This window comes from Microbacterium testaceum StLB037 (assembly GCF_000202635.1).
Classification (GTDB): Bacteria; Actinomycetota; Actinomycetes; order Actinomycetales; family Microbacteriaceae; genus Microbacterium; species Microbacterium testaceum_F.
Window position 1 is genome coordinate 434,097 of the sequence record NC_015125.1, and the last position, 20,462, is coordinate 454,558.

General features: G+C 68.8%; 10 protein-coding genes. 1 reads left to right on the forward strand and 9 read right to left on the reverse strand.

All coding sequences use genetic code 11. From position 1 onward, the window contains the following. Window positions 1–2 precede the first annotated feature (2 nt). The 8 genes from prfA to MTES_RS02110 all read right to left on the reverse strand — a co-directional run bounded on the left by prfA (window position 3) and on the right by MTES_RS02110 (window position 16,722). Window positions 3–1,079 carry a peptide chain release factor 1 gene (prfA, locus tag MTES_RS02075; protein WP_043361897.1) on the reverse strand — a complete coding sequence of 359 codons (1,077 nt, stop codon included), beginning with the start codon at window positions 1,077–1,079 and terminating at the stop codon, window positions 3–5. Window positions 1,080–1,112: 33 nt separating this feature from the next. Next, window positions 1,113–3,254, reverse strand: coding sequence for a transcription termination factor Rho (gene rho / locus MTES_RS02080; RefSeq protein WP_013583517.1), 2,142 nt, complete (start codon window positions 3,252–3,254; stop codon window positions 1,113–1,115). A gap of 153 nt (window positions 3,255–3,407) precedes the next feature. Next, window positions 3,408–4,340 carry a homoserine kinase gene (gene thrB / locus MTES_RS02085; RefSeq protein ID WP_013583518.1) on the reverse strand — a complete coding sequence of 311 codons (933 nt, stop codon included), beginning with the start codon at window positions 4,338–4,340 and terminating at the stop codon, window positions 3,408–3,410. Continuing rightward, window positions 4,337–5,419, reverse strand: coding sequence for a threonine synthase (thrC, locus tag MTES_RS02090; protein WP_013583519.1), 1,083 nt, complete (start codon window positions 5,417–5,419; stop codon window positions 4,337–4,339). The genes thrB and thrC overlap by 4 nt, the downstream gene beginning before the upstream one ends. Window positions 5,420–5,421: 2 nt before the next feature. Next, entirely contained in the window at window positions 5,422–6,744 is a 1,323-nt protein-coding gene (locus MTES_RS02095; protein ID WP_013583520.1) for a homoserine dehydrogenase, read from the reverse strand. Next, window positions 6,741–8,171, reverse strand: a complete 1,431-nt coding sequence (gene lysA, locus MTES_RS02100) for a diaminopimelate decarboxylase (RefSeq protein WP_013583521.1) — start codon at window positions 8,169–8,171, stop codon at window positions 6,741–6,743. The genes MTES_RS02095 and lysA overlap by 4 nt, the downstream gene beginning before the upstream one ends. Before the next feature lie 324 nt (window positions 8,172–8,495). Continuing rightward, the gene (locus MTES_RS02105) at window positions 8,496–14,198 is read right to left on the reverse strand and encodes an Ig-like domain-containing protein (RefSeq protein ID WP_148272787.1); all 5,703 of its coding nucleotides are present in this window, start codon (window positions 14,196–14,198) and stop codon (window positions 8,496–8,498) included. Between the two features lie 331 nt (window positions 14,199–14,529). Continuing rightward, entirely contained in the window at window positions 14,530–16,722 is a 2,193-nt protein-coding gene (locus tag MTES_RS02110; protein WP_013583523.1) for a hypothetical protein, read from the reverse strand. A gap of 297 nt (window positions 16,723–17,019) precedes the next feature. On the opposite strand from MTES_RS02110, the gene MTES_RS02115 reads away from it, so the two are divergent. After that, complete coding sequence (locus tag MTES_RS02115; RefSeq protein WP_013583524.1) at window positions 17,020–18,198, forward strand: helix-turn-helix domain-containing protein; 1,179 nt, start codon at window positions 17,020–17,022, stop codon at window positions 18,196–18,198. On the opposite strand, the gene MTES_RS02120 is transcribed toward MTES_RS02115, so the two are convergent. Beyond that, window positions 18,148–20,445, reverse strand: a complete 2,298-nt coding sequence (locus MTES_RS02120; RefSeq protein ID WP_013583525.1) for a M60 family metallopeptidase — start codon at window positions 20,443–20,445, stop codon at window positions 18,148–18,150. The genes MTES_RS02115 and MTES_RS02120 overlap by 51 nt on opposite strands. Window positions 20,446–20,462 lie beyond the last annotated feature (17 nt).

A 20,462-nucleotide genomic window follows, 5' to 3' on the forward strand; every position in this document is an offset into this window, starting at 1 on the left:
GTTCAGTCGCCGGCGAGGGCCGCGAGCCGCGCCTCTTCGTCGGCGGTGATCGCCGACTCGATGATCGGACCGAGGGCGCCGTCCATCACCTGATCGAGGTTGTAGGCCTTGTACCCGGTGCGGTGGTCGGCGATGCGGTTCTCGGGGAAGTTGTACGTGCGGATGCGCTCCGAACGGTCCATGCCGCGGATCTGCGAGCGCCGCGCGTCGGCGGCCACCGCGTCCCGCTCCTCCTGCTGCTTCGCGAGCAGGCGGGCGCGCAGCACGCGCATGCCCGCCTCGCGGTTCTGCAGCTGCGACTTCTCGTTCTGCATCGACACGACGATTCCCGTGGGCACGTGGGTGATGCGCACGGCGGAGTCGGTCGTGTTGACAGACTGCCCGCCGGGGCCCGACGAGCGGAACACGTCGATCTTGAGGTCGTTCGGGTCGATGGCGACCTCTTCGGGCTCGTCGACCTCGGGGAACACCAGGACGCCGGTGGTCGAGGTGTGGATCCGCCCCTGCGATTCCGTCGCGGGCACGCGTTGCACGCGGTGCACACCACCCTCGTACTTCAAGTGCGCCCACACGCCCTGGGCGGGGTCGCTCGAGGAGCCCTTGATCGCGACCTGGACGTCCTTGTAGCCGCCCAGGTCGGATTCGGTTCGTTCGAGCAGCTCCGTCTTCCAGCCCATGGACGCCGCGTACTGCAGGTACATGCGCAGCAGATCGGCCGCGAACAGCGCGCTCTCGGCCCCGCCCTCGCCGCCCTTGATCTCCATGATCACGTCGCGCGCGTCGTCGGGGTCGCGCGGGATGAGCAGGCGCCGCAGACGCTCCTGCGTCTCGGAAACCCTCTCCTCCAGCGCCGGGATCTCGGCGGCGAACGCCTCGTCCTCGCGGGCGAGTTCGCGTGCCGCTTCGAGATCGTCGGATGCCGAGACCCACGCCTGGTAAGCGTGCACGATGCGGTTCAACTCGGCGTAGCGCCGATTGACGCGCTTCGCGCGCGCCGCGTCGGCGTGCACGGCCGGGTCGTTGAGCTCGAGCTCGATCTCCCGGTGCTCATCGATCAGCCCGCGGACGGACTCGAAGATGCCGGACGCTTCGGCAGGCTCAGCGGACACGGGTCAGCGAATGCTGTTGTCGTCACCGCCGCGCGAGGGCGCCGGGATGGACTTCTGCATCTGCACGAGGAACTCGACGTTCGACTGCGTCTCCTTGAGCTTGCCGAGCACGACCTCGAGGGCCTGCTGGGGCTCGAGACCGGCCAGGGCACGGCGAAGCTTCCAGGTGATCTTGACCTCGTCGGGCGACAGCAGCATCTCTTCGCGGCGGGTGCTCGACGCGTTCACGTCGACGGCCGGGAAGATGCGCTTGTCGGCGAGCTGGCGGCTCAGGCGGAGCTCGCTGTTGCCGGTGCCCTTGAACTCCTCGAAGATCACGTCGTCCATCTTCGAGCCGGTCTCCACCAGAGCGGTGGCGAGGATCGTGAGCGAGCCACCGTTCTCGATGTTGCGCGCGGCACCGAAGAAGCGCTTCGGCGGGTAGAGCGCCGACGCGTCCACGCCACCGGTGAGCACGCGGCCCGAGGTGGGCGCCGACAGGTTGTAGGCGCGGCCCAGACGGGTGATCGAGTCGAGGAGCACGACGACGTCGCGACCGAGTTCGACCAGACGCTTGGCGCGCTCGATGGCCAGCTCGGCGACCGTGGTGTGGTCTTCGGCCGGGCGGTCGAACGTCGAGGCGATGACCTCGCCCTTGACCGTCCGCTGCATGTCGGTGACCTCTTCGGGGCGCTCGTCGACGAGCACGACCATGAGGTGGACCTCGGGGTTGTTGTGCGCGATGGCGTTCGCGATCTGCTGCAGCACGATCGTCTTGCCTGCCTTGGGCGGCGCGACGATGAGACCGCGCTGGCCCTTGCCGACGGGGGCGACCAGGTCGATGATGCGCTGGGTCAGCTTCTCGGGTCCGGTCTCGAGGCGCAGGCGCTCCTGCGGGTAGAGCGGCGTGAGGTTGTTGAACTCCACGCGCGTCGCGGCGTCGTCGACCGACAGGCCGTTGATCGAGTCGACCTTGACCAGAGCGTTGTACTTCTGGCGGCTGGACTGCTCGTTCTCGCGCGGCTGCTTGATGGAGCCGACGACGGCGTCGCCCTTGCGCAGGTTGTACTTCTTGACCTGGCCGAGCGAGACGTAGACGTCGCTGGGTCCGGGCAGGTAACCGGTGGTGCGCACGAAAGCGTAGTTGTCGAGCACGTCCAGGATGCCGGCGATCGGGACGAGAACGTCGTCCTCGCTGATCTCGGAGTCGAACTCGTCGCCCGTCGTGTTCGGGCCGCGGCGCTTGTTGCGCTGACGGTTGCGGTTGCTCGTTCCGCCCTGCTGCTGCGCCTGCTGACCGTTCTGCGAACCGCCGTCGCGCTGACCGCCCTGCTGGGGGGCCTCAGCCTCGTCGCCGCCCGTGGCGGGCTGCGCCTCGGGCTTGTCGGCGGCGTCGGGCTTGTTGCGGTTGCGGTTGCGTGACCGGTTGCGGCCACGCCCACGGGCCGGCGTCTCGTCGGCGGTGTCGTCGGTCGCGGGGGTTTCCGCGGCGTCGGAAGCGGTCTCGCTCGCGGTGTCCTCGCTCGCGGTTTCCTCGCTCGCGGCGTCCTCGGGCGCGGCGGCGTCAACGGAAGCGGCGTCCTCCGCGGGAGTTGCTTCGGCCTCGTTGACGGCCGGCGTCTCCTCCGTCGCGGCGGCGTCATCCGCGACGTCGGCGGCGGTGGTCACGGGCGTCGTGGCCTCGGGGGCGACGACGGCCTCCGGAGCGGCCTCGGCCTCGGGAGTGGCTTCTGCCTCGGCGGAAGCAGCGGCTTCCGCAGCGGCGGCTTCGGCAGCCGCCTTCTCCTTGGCCGACGCGGTGGTGGCGCGACGGGGCGCACGCTTACGCGGGGCCTTGACGGGCTTCTCCGCGACAGCGGGCTCGTCGGCAGCAGGCTCCGCGGCGGGCTCGGTCGACGCCTCGGCGGCGGGGGTGTCAGCGGCGGGTTCTTCCACCGCCGGCACCTCTGCGGTGAGGGTGTCGTCGGTGAACAACGCCTCGGGCTGCGCGGCGTCCGCAGGCGCGGCCTCGGTGTCCGAGGCGTCTACGCCCTCGGCATCCGGGGTCTCGACGGCCGCTTCGGCCTGGTCGGTGTCAGTGCCCTGCGCCTCGGCCGAAAGCTCTTCGGCGGGGATCTCGGCGCCCTCGGGCGCGTCGACGGGCTGGGTCTCGGAGATGGACTCCACGAGTGCTCCTCAGAAAATGAAACGTGATCAGATCGCGCTTCGCCATGCAGAACGCAGACGAAGAGACACCAGCGGTTCGGGAGACTGCAGCCGATACCGGGTTCGCGATGTGTTGCGGATTTCGCAGGTGGTGCAGAGGCTCAGATTCGCGACTTACGCGGAACCCTCTGCGTTTTTCACTGTACCACCCTTGACGTCGACGGCGAGCATGAGCGCCTGCCACGGGGTGTCGACGACGGATGCCATGAGATCCGCCGCGGCCAGGCGCTGCCCCGGACCGTCGGCGAGCACGAGCACGCTCGGCCCCGCACCGGAGACGACGGCCGCATATCCGGCGGCGCGAAGGGCCCGCACGAGCCGATCGGTCTCGGGCATCGCCTGCGCGCGGTAGTTCTGGTGCAGCTTGTCTTCCGTCGCCGCCATGAGCAGCTCGGGGCTCTGCGTCATCGCGGCGATCAACAGGGCCGAGCGCGACACGTTGAACACCGCGTCCTCGCGCGGCACCTGCAGCGGCTGCAGGCTGCGCGCGACGGCGGTCGACATCGTGAAGCTCGGCACGAAGACCAGCGGCGACACACCGCGGTGCACGATGAGCTGCTTGTGCTGGGGGCCTTCGGCATCCATCCACGCGATGGTGAGTCCGCCGAACAGGCCGGGCGCGACGTTGTCGGGGTGACCCTCCAGCTCGGTGGCCAGGCGCAACAGGTCGACGTCGGTGAACGCGACCTCGCCCTCGAGCAGGCCCTTGGCGGCCAGGATGCCGGCGACCACCGCCGCACCCGAGGAGCCCATCCCCCGCCCGTGCGGGATGACGTTGTGCGCGGTCAGCCGCAACCCGGGGAGGGTGCGGCCGACCGAGGCGTACGTGTGGGCCATCGCGCGGACGACGAGGTGCGAGGCGTCACGGGGAACGTCGGCCGTCCCCTCGCCCTCGACCTCGATCTCGAGACGGTCGCCGTCGAGCTGCTCGACGACGAGCTCGTCGTAGACGCTCAGCGCGAGGCCGAGGGTGTCGAAGCCGGGTCCGAGGTTCGCGCTGGTGGCGGGAACACGGACCGCGACCCGACGGCCAGGGCCTGAGCTCACGCGGTCACCGGCTGCAGGTCGAGCACCGATGCGACCTCGGACGTGGTCGCGTCGACGACGGTGGGGGTGACGTCGGTGCCGTCGGACTGGCGGAGGGCCCACTGGGGGTCCTTCAGGCCGTGGCCGGTGACGGTCAGCACGACCTTGGCGCCGGCGGGGACGACCCCGGCCTCGGCCCGCTCGAGCAGGCCCGCGACGCTGATCGCCGAGGCGGGCTCGACGAAGATCCCGACCTCGCCGGCGAGGATCTTCTGCGCCTCGAGGATGCGGGCGTCGTCGATCGCGCCGAAGTAGCCGTCCGTGGCGTCGCGCGCTTCGAGCGCGAGCTCCCACGAGGCGGGGTTGCCGATGCGGATCGCGCTGGCGATCGTCTCGGGGTTCTTCACGACCTCGCCGCGCACGAGCGGGGCGGAACCGGCGGCCTGGAAGCCGAACATCCGGGGAACGCGCGTGGCGACGCCGCGGGCGGCCTCTTCGCGGTAGCCGCGCGAGTACGCGGTGTAGTTTCCGGCGTTGCCGACGGGGATGAAGTGGAAGTCGGGGGCGTCGCCCAGGACCTCGACGACCTCGTAGGCCGCCGTCTTCTGCCCCTCGATGCGGTCGGGGTTCACCGAGTTGACGAGGTGGACCGGGTAGTGGTCGGCGAGCTCGCGTGCGATCTCGAGGCAGTCGTCGAAGTTGCCGCGGATCTGGATCAGGCGCCCGTTGTGGGCGACGGCCTGGCTGAGCTTGCCCATCGCGATCTTGCCCTCGGGCACGAGCACCGCGGCGGTGATCCCGGCGTGGGCGGCGTAGGCCGCCGCCGAGGCCGAGGTGTTGCCGGTCGAGGCGCAGATGACGGCCTTGGCCCCGTGCTCGACGGCACGGGAGAGCGCGACGGTCATACCGCGGTCCTTGAACGAACCGGTCGGGTTCATGCCCTCGTACTTCACCCACACATCGGCACCGGTCCGGCGCGAGAGCGCGGGAGCGGGCAGGAGCGGCGTGCCGCCCTCGCCGAGGGTGACGACGGTGGAGGCGTCGGTGACGCCCAGCCGGTCGGCGTATTCGCGGAGGACTCCGCCCCAGAGGTGAGCCATGATCAGTTCCCTTCCACGCGCAGCACGGAGACCACGCGCTCGACGACGCCGCTCGCGGCGAGACGCTCGACGGTCTCGCTCAGGTCCTGCTCGCGGGCTTTGTGTGTTCCGATGACCAGGCGGGCGGACCCGCCGGTCTGAGTCTTCTCGTCCGCCTCGATGACGGTCTGCTCGACGGTCGCGATCGACACGCGTCCTTCGCTCAGGATGCCGGCGACCGTGGCGAGCACGCCCGGCTTGTCATCGACCTCGAGCGTGATCTGGTAGCGCGTGATGACGTGACCGATGGGGACGGCGGGGAGGTTCGCGCGGGTCGATTCGCCCACGCCCACACCACCGGCGATGTGCCGGCGCGCGGCGGAGACGACGTCACCGAGCACGGCGGAGGCCGTCTGCACGCCACCGGCGCCGGCGCCGTAGAACATGAGGTCGCCGGCGGCCTCGGCCTGGACGAACACGGCGTTGTTGGCGCCGTGGACGCTCGCGAGCGGGTGGGTGCGGTCGACGAGCGCGGGGTAGACGCGAACGGAGATGGACTCCGCGCCATCGGCGGCCGTCAGGCGCTCGCACACGGCGAGCAGCTTGATGACGTAACCGGCGTGACGCGCGGACTCGATCATCGCGGCGTCGACCGACGTGATGCCCTCGCGGTGCACGGCATCCAGAGGAACCGTGGTGTGGAAGGCGAGGCTCGCGAGGATCGCGGCCTTCTGCGCGGCGTCGTAGCCCTCGACGTCGGCCGTCGGGTCGGCCTCGGCGTAGCCGAGCGCCTGCGCCTGCGCGAGCACGTCGGCGAAGTCGGCACCCTCGGTGTCCATGCGGTCGAGGATGTAGTTCGTCGTGCCGTTCACGATGCCCATGATCCGCACCACGCGGTCGCCCGCGAGCGAGTCGCGCAGCGGACGGATGATGGGGATGGCGCCCGCGGCGGCGGCCTCGTAGTAGACCTCGGCCCCGACCTGGTCGGCGGCTTCGAACACCTCGGAGCCATGGGTTGCCAGCAGCGCCTTGTTGGCGGTGACGACGTCGGCGCCCGAGGCGATCGCGTGCAGCACCTGCGTGCGGGCGGGCTCGATGCCGCCCATCAGCTCGATGACGATGTCGGAGCCGACGATGAGGGTCTCGGCATCCGTCGTGAAGAGTTCCTGAGGCAGGTCCGCGTCGCGCTTGGCGTCGAGGTTTCGCACCGCGATGCCGGCGAGTTCGAGCTTGGCTCCCGCGCGGTCGGCGAGTTCGTCGCCGTGCTTGAGCAGCAGGTCTGCGACCTGCGAGCCGACGGCGCCGGCGCCGAGGAGCGCCACGCGGAGCGTGCGGTAGTCGGTCATTCGGTGTCTCCGTGGGGGGTGTCGGTCGAAACGGATGCCGGGATCCCGGCGTCGCGAGAGAGCAGGTCGTCGACGGTCTCGCCGCGGACGATGACGCGAGCCTGACCATCGCGCACGGCGACGACCGGCGGACGCGGCGTGTAGTTGTAGTTGCTCGCGAGCGAGAAGCAGTACGCGCCGGTCGCGGGCACCGCCAGCAGGTCGCCGGGGGTGACGTCGGCGGGAAGGTACTCGGCATCCACGACGATGTCGCCGGATTCGCAGTGACGCCCGACGACGCGCGAGAGCGCCGGGGTGGCGGAGCTCGTGCGCGAGACGACGCGTGCCGAGAAATCGGCGCCGTAAAGGGCAGGGCGGGCGTTGTCGCTCATGCCGCCGTCGACGCTGACGTACGTGCGTTCAAGGTTCTCGGTCGCGGTCACGGTCTTGACCGTCCCGACCTCGTACAGCGTGACCCCGGCCTGGCCGACGATCACGCGGCCGGGTTCGGTGGCGACGTCGGGCATCGGGATACCGCGCACCGCGCACTCGTCGGCGATGGCATCCAGGATGCCGTCGGCGATCTCCTCGATCGGCTTCGGGTCGTCGACCGAGGTGTAGGAGATGCCGAAACCGCCGCCGACGTTGAGCACGGGGATCTCTCCCCCCGCGAGCAGGTCGGCGTGCAGGTCGACCAGGCGTGCGGCCGACTCGCGGAAGCCCGAGGAGTCGAAGATCTGCGAACCGATGTGCGCGTGAAGACCCACGAAACGCAGACTGGGCAGCTCGCGGATGCGCGCGACCGCCTCGGCCGCCCCCTCGAGCGAGAAGCCGAACTTCTGGTCTTCGTGCGCGGTCGCGAGGAAGGCGTGGGTCTCGGCATGCACGCCGGTGCGGACGCGGACGAGCACCGACTGCACGACGCCGCGACGGTCGGCGATCGCGGCCAGGCGCTCGATCTCGATGGGGCTGTCGATGACGACCGAGCCGATGCCGACCTCGACGGCCCGCTCCAGCTCGCCGACGCTCTTGTTGTTTCCGTGGAAGCCGAGTCGGGCGGGGTCCGCGCCCGCGGCGAGAGCGACCTCGAGCTCACCGCGCGTGCACACGTCGACCGCGAGTCCCTCGTCGACGACCCAGCGCACGACCTCGGTCGACAGGAACGCCTTGCCGGCGTAGTAGACGCGGGCCCGGATGCCGTGACGCTCGGCTGCGGAGTCGAACGCCGCACGCGCACGACGAGCATGAGTGCGCACCTCGTCCTCGTCGAGGACGTACAGCGGGGTGCCGAAACGGTCGCGCAGATCGAAGACGGAAACGCCACCGATCTCGACGGAGCCGTCGTCGACACGGCGGGCGGACGCGGGCCAGACAGGGGCGACGAGCTCATTCGCTTCAGCCGGGGCGGTGAGCCACTCGGGCACGAGCGCGGAGTGCGAGGCGGACACGGAGGAACCAATCGGGTTTTGCGGCGACGCGACGGCCGCGGATCACGGCTGCCACCCCCGCGGAGAGTCACGCGGCAGGCAGCCCTAGCAGTCTAGGGCACCGCGTATGCCGCTCCCTTCCCGCGACGGCGCCGAGAGCGGTCACTGGGAGGAGGGCGGTGCAACGAGCCACCGATCACACGATGTAATTGTGACCGGTTTGGAGTGGCCGTTCCTCCCGCACGGACGAGCTCGGCGTCCCCCTGGAAGGAGACGACCCCCGATGCGAAGCATCGAGGGTCGTCACGCCGAGGAGGACGAGCCGCCGCGGTACGCGCATCGGACTCAGACGACGAGGAAACACCCCTCGGCAGAGACGCCGGCGTCCAGACGCGCAACGGATCGCGACCCCAGGCCGCCCATCTGTACCGGGGTCGGACGGTTGGTTGTGGTGCCATCGCCGAGTTGTCCAGAGTCGTTCTTGCCCCAGCCCCAGACTTGACCATTGCCGAGGGTCGCATATCCGCCACCCCATCGAGCCGCGATCCTCGCGACACCGCCGAGGCCGCTTACCGCGGTGGGGCTCAGCACGGTCGACGAACCGCCGTTACCAATCTGCCCGACATCGTTCGCACCCCACCCGGCCACGGTTCCGTCGGCCTGCAGCACGTGGAAGAAGCCGAATCCGACCGCGAGGGCCTGCACGTTCGCCAAGCCGGCCACCTGAACGGGCGACGCGCTGGTCGCGCCATCTCCGTTGCCGAGCGTGCCGCTCACAGCGCTGCACGCCCAAACCGTGCCGTCCGTGCGGAGCGCGGCCGTCTGCTGGTGGTCGCCTCCGATGTCGCTCACCGTTCCCCAGGCCGAGACCGAGACAGGACTGAGGCGCTGGGTGGTGGTGCCATCGCCGAGGCTGCCCCCATCGTTCTTACCCCATGCTTTGACGGAGCCGTCGCCCATGATGGCGAAGCACGAGCGGTAGGCACCACCGAGGCGCTTCACGCCCGACAACCCCGGAACTTTGAGGGGCGAGGACTGATCGGTTGTCGTCCCGTTCCCGATCTGCCCGTTCGCGTTCCACCCCCAGGCGTAGACGGTGCCGTCGGCCGTCAGCGCGTAGACGGTAGCGCGTCCTCCGGTGATCTGCACGACGTTGGCGGGCAGATTCGGAACGCGCCCCCATGTTGCACGTCCCGCGGAACCGTTGGAGCCGTCGTATACGGGAACGGAGGGATCACCGAGCTGGCCATAGTCGTTGCGGCCGACCGACCACACCGAGCCGTCGGCCAGCAAGGCCACGCCGAAGATGAAGCCGCTGTAAGCCTGGACGACGGGCGATGAGAAAGCGCGCGAGGTCTGTGTCGCGGTGGTCGCGTTGTTGTTCGTTCCGTCGCCGCCCGCTCCCCAGAGACCGTACCCGGCGTGCATCAGGTTGGATCCGATGACCGTGTAGACGTCCGCCGCAGTGCTCGACCCATTCGCCGCGGTCACACTGAGCGAGGCCCCGGGACGGGTCCACACATCGGGGGTGACCGTCGTGACGAGCTGACCGGACGAATTCGTCTGTCCCGAGGATGCCGCAAGCACAGCCGCGCCCGAGGCGGTGAGCGACACGGCAGCCCCCTCGACAGGGGTCGAACCCGTGGAGACGGTCGCCGTCACCTGGTTCGCGGAGCCCGCGATGGCCGGAGAGGCGACATCGACCGCGACCGTGGACTGACCGATGACGAAGAGCGGCGCTTCCATGCGAGCGCCTGTGGCCAGGGAGGTCACCGGCTTCCCGTTGAGCCCCTGAACCGTGACCGGCGACGCGCTCTGCGTCGACGAGTTGTTACCGAGCTGGCCGGCGTCGTTACGCCCCCATGCTTTCGCCGACCCATCGCTCTGCAATGCGTAGCCGTTGTAGTAGCCCCCGGCGAGCTGCACGACGTTCGACAGACCGCTGACCGGCACGGGTGACCAGCGATCGGTCGTCGAGCCGTCGCCGACCTGACCGTAGGCGTTGCTTCCCCATCCCGAGATGCTGCCGTCGCTCAACTGCGCATAACCGGCGTCGCCACCGCGAGCGATGTCTTTCACCCCCGTGACACCGCTCAGCTTCACGGGCGTCAGACGGGTGACGGTGGTGCCGTCGCCCACCTGGCCGTTCGCGTTCGCGCCCCACGCCCAGACCGATCCGTCACTCAGCAGAGCGGAGTGGGTGTCGTTACCACCCGCGAGCTTGACGACACCGGAGATGTTCGAGATGACGACCGGCGTGGAGCTGTTCGAGGTGGATCCGTTACCGAGTTGACCGCTTGCGTTGCTCGCACCCCACGCCATCGCGGTGTTGTCCTCGAGCACGACCAGGCCGTTGACCCGACCGGCCACGAGCGAGATGACCTTCTTCGGCAAGCCGATCACCGCAACAGGACTGTAACGGTCGGTGTTCGTTCCATCACCGCACTGGCCCCAGATGTTCCAGCCCCACGCCATGACGGTCCCATCGGACAGCAACGCATACGAGTTGTTCCAGCCCGCTGCGATCTGCGTGACCCCCGAGAGGCCCGGCACCTGGCCCCACTGCGTACCCGGAACCGTCGACGTGCTGCGACCGAGCCGCCCATAGTCGTAGAGACCCGCCGTCCAGACCGATCCGTCTCGCAGCAGTGCCATCGCGTGGACGGCTCCACTCGATACCTGCACCACCGGGCTCGGGAACGCACGGTTGACCTGGACGGGCATGAGCGGAGTGCTTCCCGAGTTGTCGATACCCAGGTGTCCCTGCCCGTCGAACCCGGACGCGAGCATGTTGGCACCCAGCACGAGGAACGTGTCCTGCGCCGAGCCGGAGTTCGCGGATGCCGTGACCCGCACCACGTCCCCGGGCGTCGTCCAGCGGTCCGGCGTCACCGTCGTCTGGAACACGCCGGAAGAGTCCGTCGCGCCCGATGTCGCCGCGATCGCGGCGTTGTCCGTCGCCGCGAGTGTGACGGCCGCGCCGGCCACCCCCTTCGACCCGGTCGCGACCTTCGCCTGAACCGCAGATGCAACGCCCGCCGCGACCTGGGTGTCAGCTACGTCCACCGAGATCGAGGTCGGCGAGCTGAGGGCGAACATGCGGAACGTGACCGGCGAGTACGTCATCAGTCCTGTCACGGCGAGACCGTCGAGACCGGTGACCGACACGGGGGTGGCACGGTTCGTCGTCGTCCCGTCGCCGAGCTGGCCGCAGGAGTTGTCACCCCACGCCACCAAAGTCCCGTCGCTCTTCAGCGCGTACCCCGAGAGGCCCGAGGACGAGATCAGGGTGACGCCGGACGTGAGACCCGACACGGCGGTCGCGGACGAGCGGGAAACAGACCCGCCGTCCCCGATGGTGCCGCTCTGGCCGTCGCCCCATGCGTACACCGCACCGTCCGACGTCAGCGCGAGCGCCCCGCCGCCGTAGCTGGAGATCGACGTGACCGTCTTGCCTGACAGTCCGACGACCTTCGCGGGCGTGGCGGAGCTGTAGTCGGGCACACCCTGGCTCCACCGAGGCGGAACCGGATTCGTTCCCTGACCGAGAGCTCCGGAGTAGTTGCCGCCCCACGACCACACCGTGCCATCGCTCTTCAGCGCGTAGGTCCCCGCCACCTGGATGACATCGGTCAGCCCCGAGACCTGCACCGGAGTCGACGCATCCGGCTCGTTGGCGTTCCCCGTTCCCAGGCCCGCGCCGCCTCGACCGAGGGCCCACACGGTCTTGTCCTTCAGGAGGAAGAACGAGTTCTGGCTGCTGGAGCTGATCTGCGCGACGTTCGACAGCCCGGGGATCGCCACCGGGGTGTACGCGCGCCCTTGAGCCGCGGTGTTCGTGCCGATCTGACCGAAGTAGTTGTCTCCCCACCCGATCACGGTCCCGTCGGACAGAAGCGCCAGCACCGTCTGATTGCCGGCGGTGATCTGCTTCACATTCTCGACACCCGGAATCTGCGTCCACGAGGTGTGGTAGTTCGCGACGCCGTCACCGATCTGGCCGTGGCTGTTCCCGCCGATGGCCCAGACCGACCCGTCGCGGAGCAAGACGAACGACGCGTTGTAACTGTAGTAGGAGTCTGCGGAGTACCCCGTTGACACCATCTGAACGATGGGCGAAGGGAAGATGCATGTGAGCTGCGACGGAGTCACCCGCGAGATGGAGCTGGTTCCCGACTGCGGCCCCGCAGCACCGTTGTCACCGAGCTCGCTGCCGGTATCGCGCCCGAAGCCGAGGGCGTTGGCGCCGAGCACGGTGTAGCCGTCGACGCTACTTGCCGCATCCGTCGAGGCACGCACCTGCAGCTGGGCCCCTGGCACCGTCCACCGATCGGGCGTGACGGACGTCTGAAAAACACCCGCCGCGTTCGTCTGACCCAAGCTCGCACCGAGCACCGCGTTGCCGGACGAAGTGAGCGAGACCTCCGCGCCGCCCACGCCACTCGAACCCGACGACACCGTCGCAGTGACGGTCCCCGCCGTACCGGCCGCCACCTCTGTCTCGACCACGTCGACGTTCAGCGTCAATTCGCCCGAAATGGCGAAGCGCGCACCGCCATCGGCGCTGCCGCCGATCGCGGTGACGGGAATGCCCGCGGGCAGACTGACCTGCACCGGGACGTTGCTGTTCGAGGCGCTCGAACCGTTGCCGAGTTGGCCCTTATCATTCGGGCCCCAGGCCCAGACGGTGCCATCCGTCTTCAACGCATAGCCGGAGCCGATGTTCGCCACATCGGACAGGCCCTGAACGGCCACGACGCTGGGGGACGCGGCCGATGCACCGTTACCGAGTTCGCCGTTCTCCCCGTCACCCCACGCCACCACCGTCTTGTCCGCGAGAAGGGCATAGCCGGTCTGACTCGCCGCGGCGATGCTCGCCGCGTTCGAGACACCCACGACCGGTGTCGGGGTGTAGTGGTTGCCGGACTGCGTGGACCCGTCTCCCTGCTGCCCCTTCCAGTTACCACCCCACGCCATGATCGACCCATCGGTGCGCAGGGCGTATCCGGCGACTGACGTCGCCGCGACCTGGATGACATCGGAAACGCCCGACACGGAGACGGCCGTCGGTCGGTTCTGGTTGGTGGTGTCGCCGAGCTGGCCGGCGCCGTTGCGACCCCATCCCATGACAGTGGCATCCTTCAGCAAGGCGAGACCGAACCACGATCCGCCCGCGACCCTCGCGGCGTTCGATACGCCCGACACCGTGACGACCGAAGTGGAGAAGGACTTCTGCGCGTAAGTCGTGCCGTCCCCGAGCGCGGACTCGTAGTTCGACCCCCACGAGCGAACGGTCCCGTCCGGCATCACCGCGTACCCCGTCGAGTAACCGGCGGCGATATCGACGACGTTCGACAGTCCCGCGATCTGCTGCGGCGGCCAATACCGGTCGGTCGTCGTGCCGTCCGCGAGCTGGCCATCCCCGTTGCGTCCCACCCCCCATACGTCACCGTTGCTCAGGCGAAAGAGCGTGAAGTTGTATCCGCCCTGCGCCACCTGCACCACAGGCGACGGGAACACCTGCATCACCTGACGCGGCGTGGGCGCGTTGTCCGTCGTACCGAGCCCCGCCATTCCGAAGAGGCCCGATCCCCATCCGAGCACGTTCGCACCGAGAACACCGAAAGATTGCGACGCGTTGCTGCTGCCCGACACCGCGGCCACCGTCACCGTGCTCCCGGGCGTCGCCCATGGCTTGTTCAGGTTGAAGTTCGTCGTGTACCGGCCCGCACCGTTCGTCACGCCATCAGAAGCGCTGAAGGTCGCCCCGTCCGGCCCGCTGAACGACACCGGCTGACCCGCCTGCGGTTGCCCCTGCGAGTCCTTCACGGTCACCGTCATCGGGACCGCAGCCGACGCCGGAACGCCCGACGCCGGACCGGCGATCGTCATGTTCGACACCGACGACCCGTTCGCGAACGCGGGAGTGGCGGATGCCAACGACACCGCCGATACGCCCCACGCGGCACCAGCGACAACGGTTCGACGAGAGACGGTCGATGACAACGGGACGGAGGGGGCCGGGCGGCTGGATTCTTGCAGGGTCACGAGAGGCTCCTCAAAGCTGAACGAAGCGGGTGGGCCGCAGAAAGTACGTTCGGCACGGTAAGCGTGCACACATGCTTTGAGATCGTTTCCATTCGAGGAGCAGAGCGGGTGACGCGATGCAGCGCGGCCGCATGACCGACACGTCAGAAAACACCACGGGGCAGCCTGCGCCTCATGTATGGGTGCCTCTCTGCGCACTCGACACCCTCGAGTGACGAAAGACACGATCCGCGAAGAAGCGCGTGAAGTTCACCCGAAGAGCCACCCGCCCACGGCAAACGACCGGGAGCGCGGGCCGACCGTGTACAGCACCGGTCGACCAGCGCGTCACTCAGCAGGCCACTTGTACGGCGTACGAGCCTTCGGACCCTTCCCCGGCGCCGGGGTTGCCGGCCAGGCCGTATGCGGAGGTCACGTTCGAAGTCACCAGCGTGTCCCACAGGTACAGCGCGCCCGCCGCCGTGAGGAAGTACCCCGCGCCGACCGGAAGCGTTGCCGCACCCGCCGCCGCCGTTCCCGCCGAACCCACGTTCGTGCCATCCGTGGTGAACAGCTTCCCGTCGGAGGTGACGAAGTCCGCCTGGTACGTCCACGCCGCGTTCACCCACGCCCGCGCCGCCACGACATTGGATGCCAACTTCGTCGCATCCCGATACAGATCCCCGTTCGCCGCGATGAAATACGACTGCCCCACCGGCTTCGCCGCCTTGACCACCGACTCCACCGGAACGGACGCGTACTGCGTCGGGGCCGCCGATCCCAGCGCCAGCCAGGACTTGGCATCCGAGGTCACGAACGAACCCTCGGACCCTTCCCCGGCGCCGGGGTTGCCGGCCAGGCCGTATGCGGAGGTCACGTTCGAAGTCACCAGCGTGTCCCACAGGTACAGCGCGCCCGCCGCCGTGAGGAAGTACCCCGCGCCGACCGGAAGCGTTGCCGCACCCGCCGCCGCCGTTCCCGCCGAACCCACGTTCGTGCCATCCGTGGTGAACAGCTTCCCGTCGGAGGTGACGAAGTCCGCCTGGTACGTCCACGCCGCGTTCACCCACGCCCGCGCCGCCACGACATTGGATGCCAACTTCGTCGCATCCCGATACAGATCCCCGTTCGCCGCGATGAAATACGACTGCCCCACCGGCTTGATCGCCTTGCTGGTCGGTATGGCCGAGTAGGTCTTATCGACAGCACCGTTGAGGATGCGCTTGGGGACACCGTCCGAACCGACGAAGTCGATCGCCTCGCCCGTCGCCGTGATCCGATATCCCCACGCCGTCACGACACCCGTCGCCAGCACCGTGTTGCCGTAGTAGAGGTCGCCGTTGGGCGCGAGGAAACCCACACCGCCCACCGCCTTCGACCCCACCGGCACCGCCGGATAACTGTCCACGATCGACCCGAACTGCGCCTGCTTCGCCCCACCCGACGACAGCACGAAACACACCCCCTTCGCCCAATTCGTCGTGAACCACCCCGCCGCCGACGCCACACCCGACGCGATCTTCGTGTTCTCGAAGAACAAATCCCCCGACGCCGTCAAGAAATGACGATTCCCCACCGAGGTCCCCGGGTTCGGAACGCTCGTCGGTATGGCCGAGTAGGTCTTATCGACAGCACCGTTGAGGATGCGCTTGGGGACACCGTCCGAACCGACGAAGTCGATCGCCTCGCCCGTCGCCGTTATCCGATATCCCCACGCCGTCACGACACCCGTCGCCAGCACCGTGTTGCCGTAATAGAGGTCACCATTGGGCGCGAGGAAACCCACACCGCCCACCGCCTTCGACCCCACCGGCACCGCCGGATAACTGTCCACGATCGACCCGAACTGCGCCTGCTTCGCCCCACCCGACGACAGCACGAAACACACCCCCTTCGCCCAATTCGTCGTGAACCACCCCGCCGCCGACGCCACACCCGACGCGATCTTCGTATTCTCGAAGAACAAATCCCCCGACGCCGTCAAGAAATGACGATTCCCCACCGAGACTCCGCCTGCGGCGGACGCGTAGGTCTTGGACACGGAGGTTCCCAGAGCGAGAGTCGCCTGGGTGTTGAGGTTCACCGTGACCGACGCGCTGGCGGACGTCGACACCGTGGCCGCCACGGCCGTCAACGTGACCGTGCCGCCCGTCGAGGGAGTGACGATGTCCGGCAGCGCGACGACCCCCGACGCGTTGGTCGTTCCGGTGTACGTCGTCGCTCCGGTCGGATAGCTGAAGCCGCGAGGAAGGGTGACGGAGATGCTCAGCCCTGCCACCGGACGACCATCGGTGCGGTTCGTCGCCGTAACGGTCGCGCCGGTGATCGGCTGGCATCCCGTCGCCACGTACTGGACCTTGTCGAACGCGAGGTTCACGGTCTGCGATGCCGCGGCGTAGGCCGGAGCGGCGGTCGCGATCATGATGACCGGCAGGCCCCATGCGGCCCCCGCCACGACGGTCCGGCGGCGCACCGCCCAACCTCCCGCCTCGCTTCGATCCGCCTTCCGGTCGATATCCGAGTGGCTGTCAGCGCTCACGGTCATGACGTCTTCTCCTCGATGGGTCTCAGGGGCTCTCGAGGAGTAGAGCAGCGCGGCCGCGTGAGTGACCAGCCGGATATCCGATTCTCGTGGCTCTGTTCCGTTTTCCGCATGCGAGACGTGTGCCGCACCGAGCTTCCGACCCGATCGCGAAGGTCGTGTGGACGAGATGAACGACCGCGTCCCGTGCCTTCGTTCGAAGGGTGATTTTTCGCCGCACGGTTGCCCTCCTCGGGCCGGAAGGCTCCGATCGACCCGTGGCTCTTGTGAGCATGTTGGACCTCGACGGTAAGAGAAGGGATGCCATCCACCGTGCTTGAGGATCAGACGATGACCGCCCCGCTCGAACCGTCCGCCGTGACGATCGAGCGCAGGGTGCACCGCCGGGGCTCGCACGCCTACGAGTGGCTGCGGCAGCGCGGCTGGGGGGCCGAGGGCGGGCTGCGCAGCGACGCGATGATCCACGCCGACGAGTTGCGGACCTCATCCGTCGTCGCGCGGCGATTACGGACGAGTGCGCTCGGGCTGCAGTCGCTCGCCGCGAACACCAACCACGCCTTCTTCGTGCTCCAGATCGAGGGGAGCACGGATGTGTTGTTCCGCGACGGCTCCGTCTCCCGGGTCGGTCCCCTGGGGTTCCTGTCCTGCGCCCTTCGTGACGTCGCGGCGATTCGCTCGCACGGTCCTGTTCGGCGCATCGAGGTGATCGCCGTCCTTCCGCTCTTCATCTCCACGTCCGCATCCTCGTCCGCTCATGTCCCCCACCCGTCGGCCCCGGGCGGCCTCGGGACGGGACTCCCCCCCCCCCCCCCCCCCCCGCCAGCGTGGGCACTGGTCACGTCTGTCGTCGACGTCATCCTGGGTTCGACGCTCACGTCGGACAGCGCCGCTGTCGCGCCCCTCGAGGCATCCCTTCTGCACGCCCTCACCGCACTCATGGTCGAGGCGCGCGGCGGCGTCACCGCGCAGAGGGCCACGCTCCTCTCGCGCGCGCAGGACATCATCCGGCGTCGCGTGACGCAATCGGACTTCACCGTGGAACAGCTCGCCGCATCGCTGAACGTCTCCAGCCGGTACCTGACGCAGATCTTCCGCGAAGCCGGCACCTCGCCCGGCCGGGCCATACGCGCCGCCCGCCTGTCCCAGGCGCAGCTCGTCCTTCACGGGGGTGCGTCGTCGGACCCCGCCGTTGTCGCGCGGGCCGCCGGCTTCTCGTCCGTCCGAGCGATGAAAGAGGCGTTCCGTCGCGCCGGCCAGCCCCTTCCTCTCCCTGCGGCCGTCCGGACACCACCCGTCGCCGGACAGATCACGACCACGAGCCCACGAAGGACGAATCGAGAAGCCGCTGATCGCTGTGATTTGGACGGCGTATGCCGTTTGTCTTCCCGCGTCGACCGACGTCCACCCTCCGCAGCCCGTGGCCGCGCGTCACACGACGAAGCGTCCGTTCCGGATCGACACGTTCTGCGGGGTGGATGACAAGGTGCCCACCCGTTCGCCGTCCTGGTAGATCCGGACGCGCGAAGGCTCCGCGGCGTTCACACGGAGGCGATAACCCGACGACACCGCCACCCCGTTGAGAGCCGCCACGACCTTGTCGTGCGTGTCGTCGCCGTTCACCGTGACCGAGACGAGGGTCTGCCGTGCGGCGTTCTGCAGGATCACCTGGTAGTACAGCTTCCCCCGGAAGTAGTAGTCGTGGGGCGCGACGCCGGTCGAGGTGACGACGAGTCGCTTGCCGTCCTTACTCATGCCGATCCAGCCGGCCCGGATGTCGTAGATCCCGACGAACTCGAGCGCCGAGGTGACCGTGACGGGGACCGTCCGCCAGAGCGCCTCCGGCGTGGCATCCGGAGCCCGAAGAAGGGCGAGGACGCGCCCCTCCCGCGGGCCGACGTTCGCCGCGGACGATTCCCGACCCGCCACCGAACTCGGCGACCCGTCGAGGGTGGACAAGCCGGAGACGTCCCCGACAGAGGAGGTGGCTTCTCCCAGATACAGCGTGACGTTCCGCGCGGAGAGCACGCCCACCGGGAGGTTGTATCCCACCGTCCGCTCCCGGTGCGCATCTCGGGAGTCGATGGCCGTCCAGATCTGGTTCTGCAGCGCAGGGTAGGTCCCGAGTGAAGAAAGAACGGATGCCGCGATCGGAACGCCCCAGGCGGTGAAGAACGGCCCGAGGTCGCGGTCCGCCACCTGGGAGGCGATCTGCGCGAAGAGGTCCTTCTTCTCTTGATCGGTGGACGGCATCGCCAGACCCCGAATCCGGCGTACGCGGTAGGCCTGGCTCACAGCGGGATAAAAGCCCTCCCCGAACGACTGACGCAACTGGTCGAAGAGGAACAAGGGGTAGAAGGGGTCTTCGTCGGTCAGTTGCGAGAAGCTCCGGTCACCGACCGCCTGGGAGAAGTAGCGCGTGATGCGGTCTTTCGCCTCCGGCCACTGATCCAGCCGATGCTCGCCGGTCAGCCGCTGCTGCAGCGCGAGCGACGAGATGTTGACGGTGACCTCCCCCAGCCCCGACCACGTGTAGGCGGGTGTCTGGAAGGTGTGCCCGACCTCGTGCCACGTGCCCCAGTTGTCGGGAGTGGTGAGAAGAGCCTCGCTCGCGCCGGTGTCGACCTGGAAGCACAGCCACTGGTTCGTGGCGAACGCCCATCCGGCGCCTGAGTCCGGACCGGAGAAGTACACCCGGCCCGGATACTTGTGCGCGATGCCGACCGCGGCGTAGGTCAGACCGTAGACGTCGCAGGTGTATGACAGCACGCGGTCCAGGCGGAGGACGACATCGGCCGGATCCCACGACACCCCACGCGTCCCCAGATCATCGACCACGCGGCGCTGGACATCGACGACGACACGGTCCCCGACCAGGCTCACCACGGGTGCCGACGTCCACGCCGCGAGCTGGTCGGCGAACTCTGTCGCAGTCGTCCGGTTCTTCACCCACACGGGATGAGGCGATCCCCCTGACAGCGACACCTCTGCCGCGGTCTCCGACGAGGTGTTCCTGACGAAGACGATGCCGTCCTGCGCGGCCGCCACGCTCTGCTGCCCTCGGGACAGCGACACCGTCTGGAGGTCCGTCGTCTGCCCGCTGTTGAAGCCGCGCCACGGCCCACGCGCGCCGATGAACAGCGACAGCGTGGCCGGGGCGTCGGCGTCCACGACCACGTCGATCACCTCGCCACGGGAGACGTGGCGCCCCGTGGGCTGGAGGTCGCTGTGCGCGAATCCGCGGTTCTCGAGGGTCATCACCTCGTCCTGGCTGCCGTGCGACAGGGCGATCACACGGGTCGAGGCGCCGTCCGCCGCGTGCATGACGACCGCGACGGGACGCACCTCGAAGGTCGCCGACGCGACACTCGCGGCGGAGCTGCCCGTCAGCGTGCCTATGCCGGAGGCGGCGTCGCTGCGGATCCGCAGCGACGTCTCATACACCCCCGCGCCATCGGTCACCCCCGAGGGCTGGTCGATCACTCCCCGGGACGGATCGTCCAGCGTGAGGGTGACGGGGTCACCGGGACGCGGCCGCCCGGCATCATCGCTCCTGGTCACCCGCACGGTGGTCGCCTCGTCGGGGTACAGCCGAGAACGTTCCGTCACGACGGTGAGCGTCCCGGTCGGGCTGGCGACCGAGGAGGGCACCAGGACGGCAGATCCCATGACCGGCAGAGCCCACGCCCCGGCCGCAAGAACGCTCCGTCGCGTGGCATCCAGAGTCATCGTCGCGTGTCCTCCAT

Bases quoted from the DNA above. Each gene is read 5' to 3' on its own strand.
- MTES_RS02120 (WP_013583525.1), bottom strand. From the start codon at position 20,445: ATGACTCTGGATGCCACGCGACGGAGCGTTCTTGCGGCCGGGGCGTGG.
- MTES_RS02095 (WP_013583520.1), bottom strand. From the start codon at position 6,744: ATGACCGACTACCGCACGCTCCGCGTGGCGCTCCTCGGCGCCGGCGCC.
- MTES_RS02110 (WP_013583523.1), bottom strand. From the start codon at position 16,722: ATGACCGTGAGCGCTGACAGCCACTCGGATATCGACCGGAAGGCGGAT.
- thrC (WP_013583519.1), bottom strand. From the start codon at position 5,419: ATGGCTCACCTCTGGGGCGGAGTCCTCCGCGAATACGCCGACCGGCTG.
- MTES_RS02115 (WP_013583524.1), top strand. From the start codon at position 17,020: ATGCCATCCACCGTGCTTGAGGATCAGACGATGACCGCCCCGCTCGAA.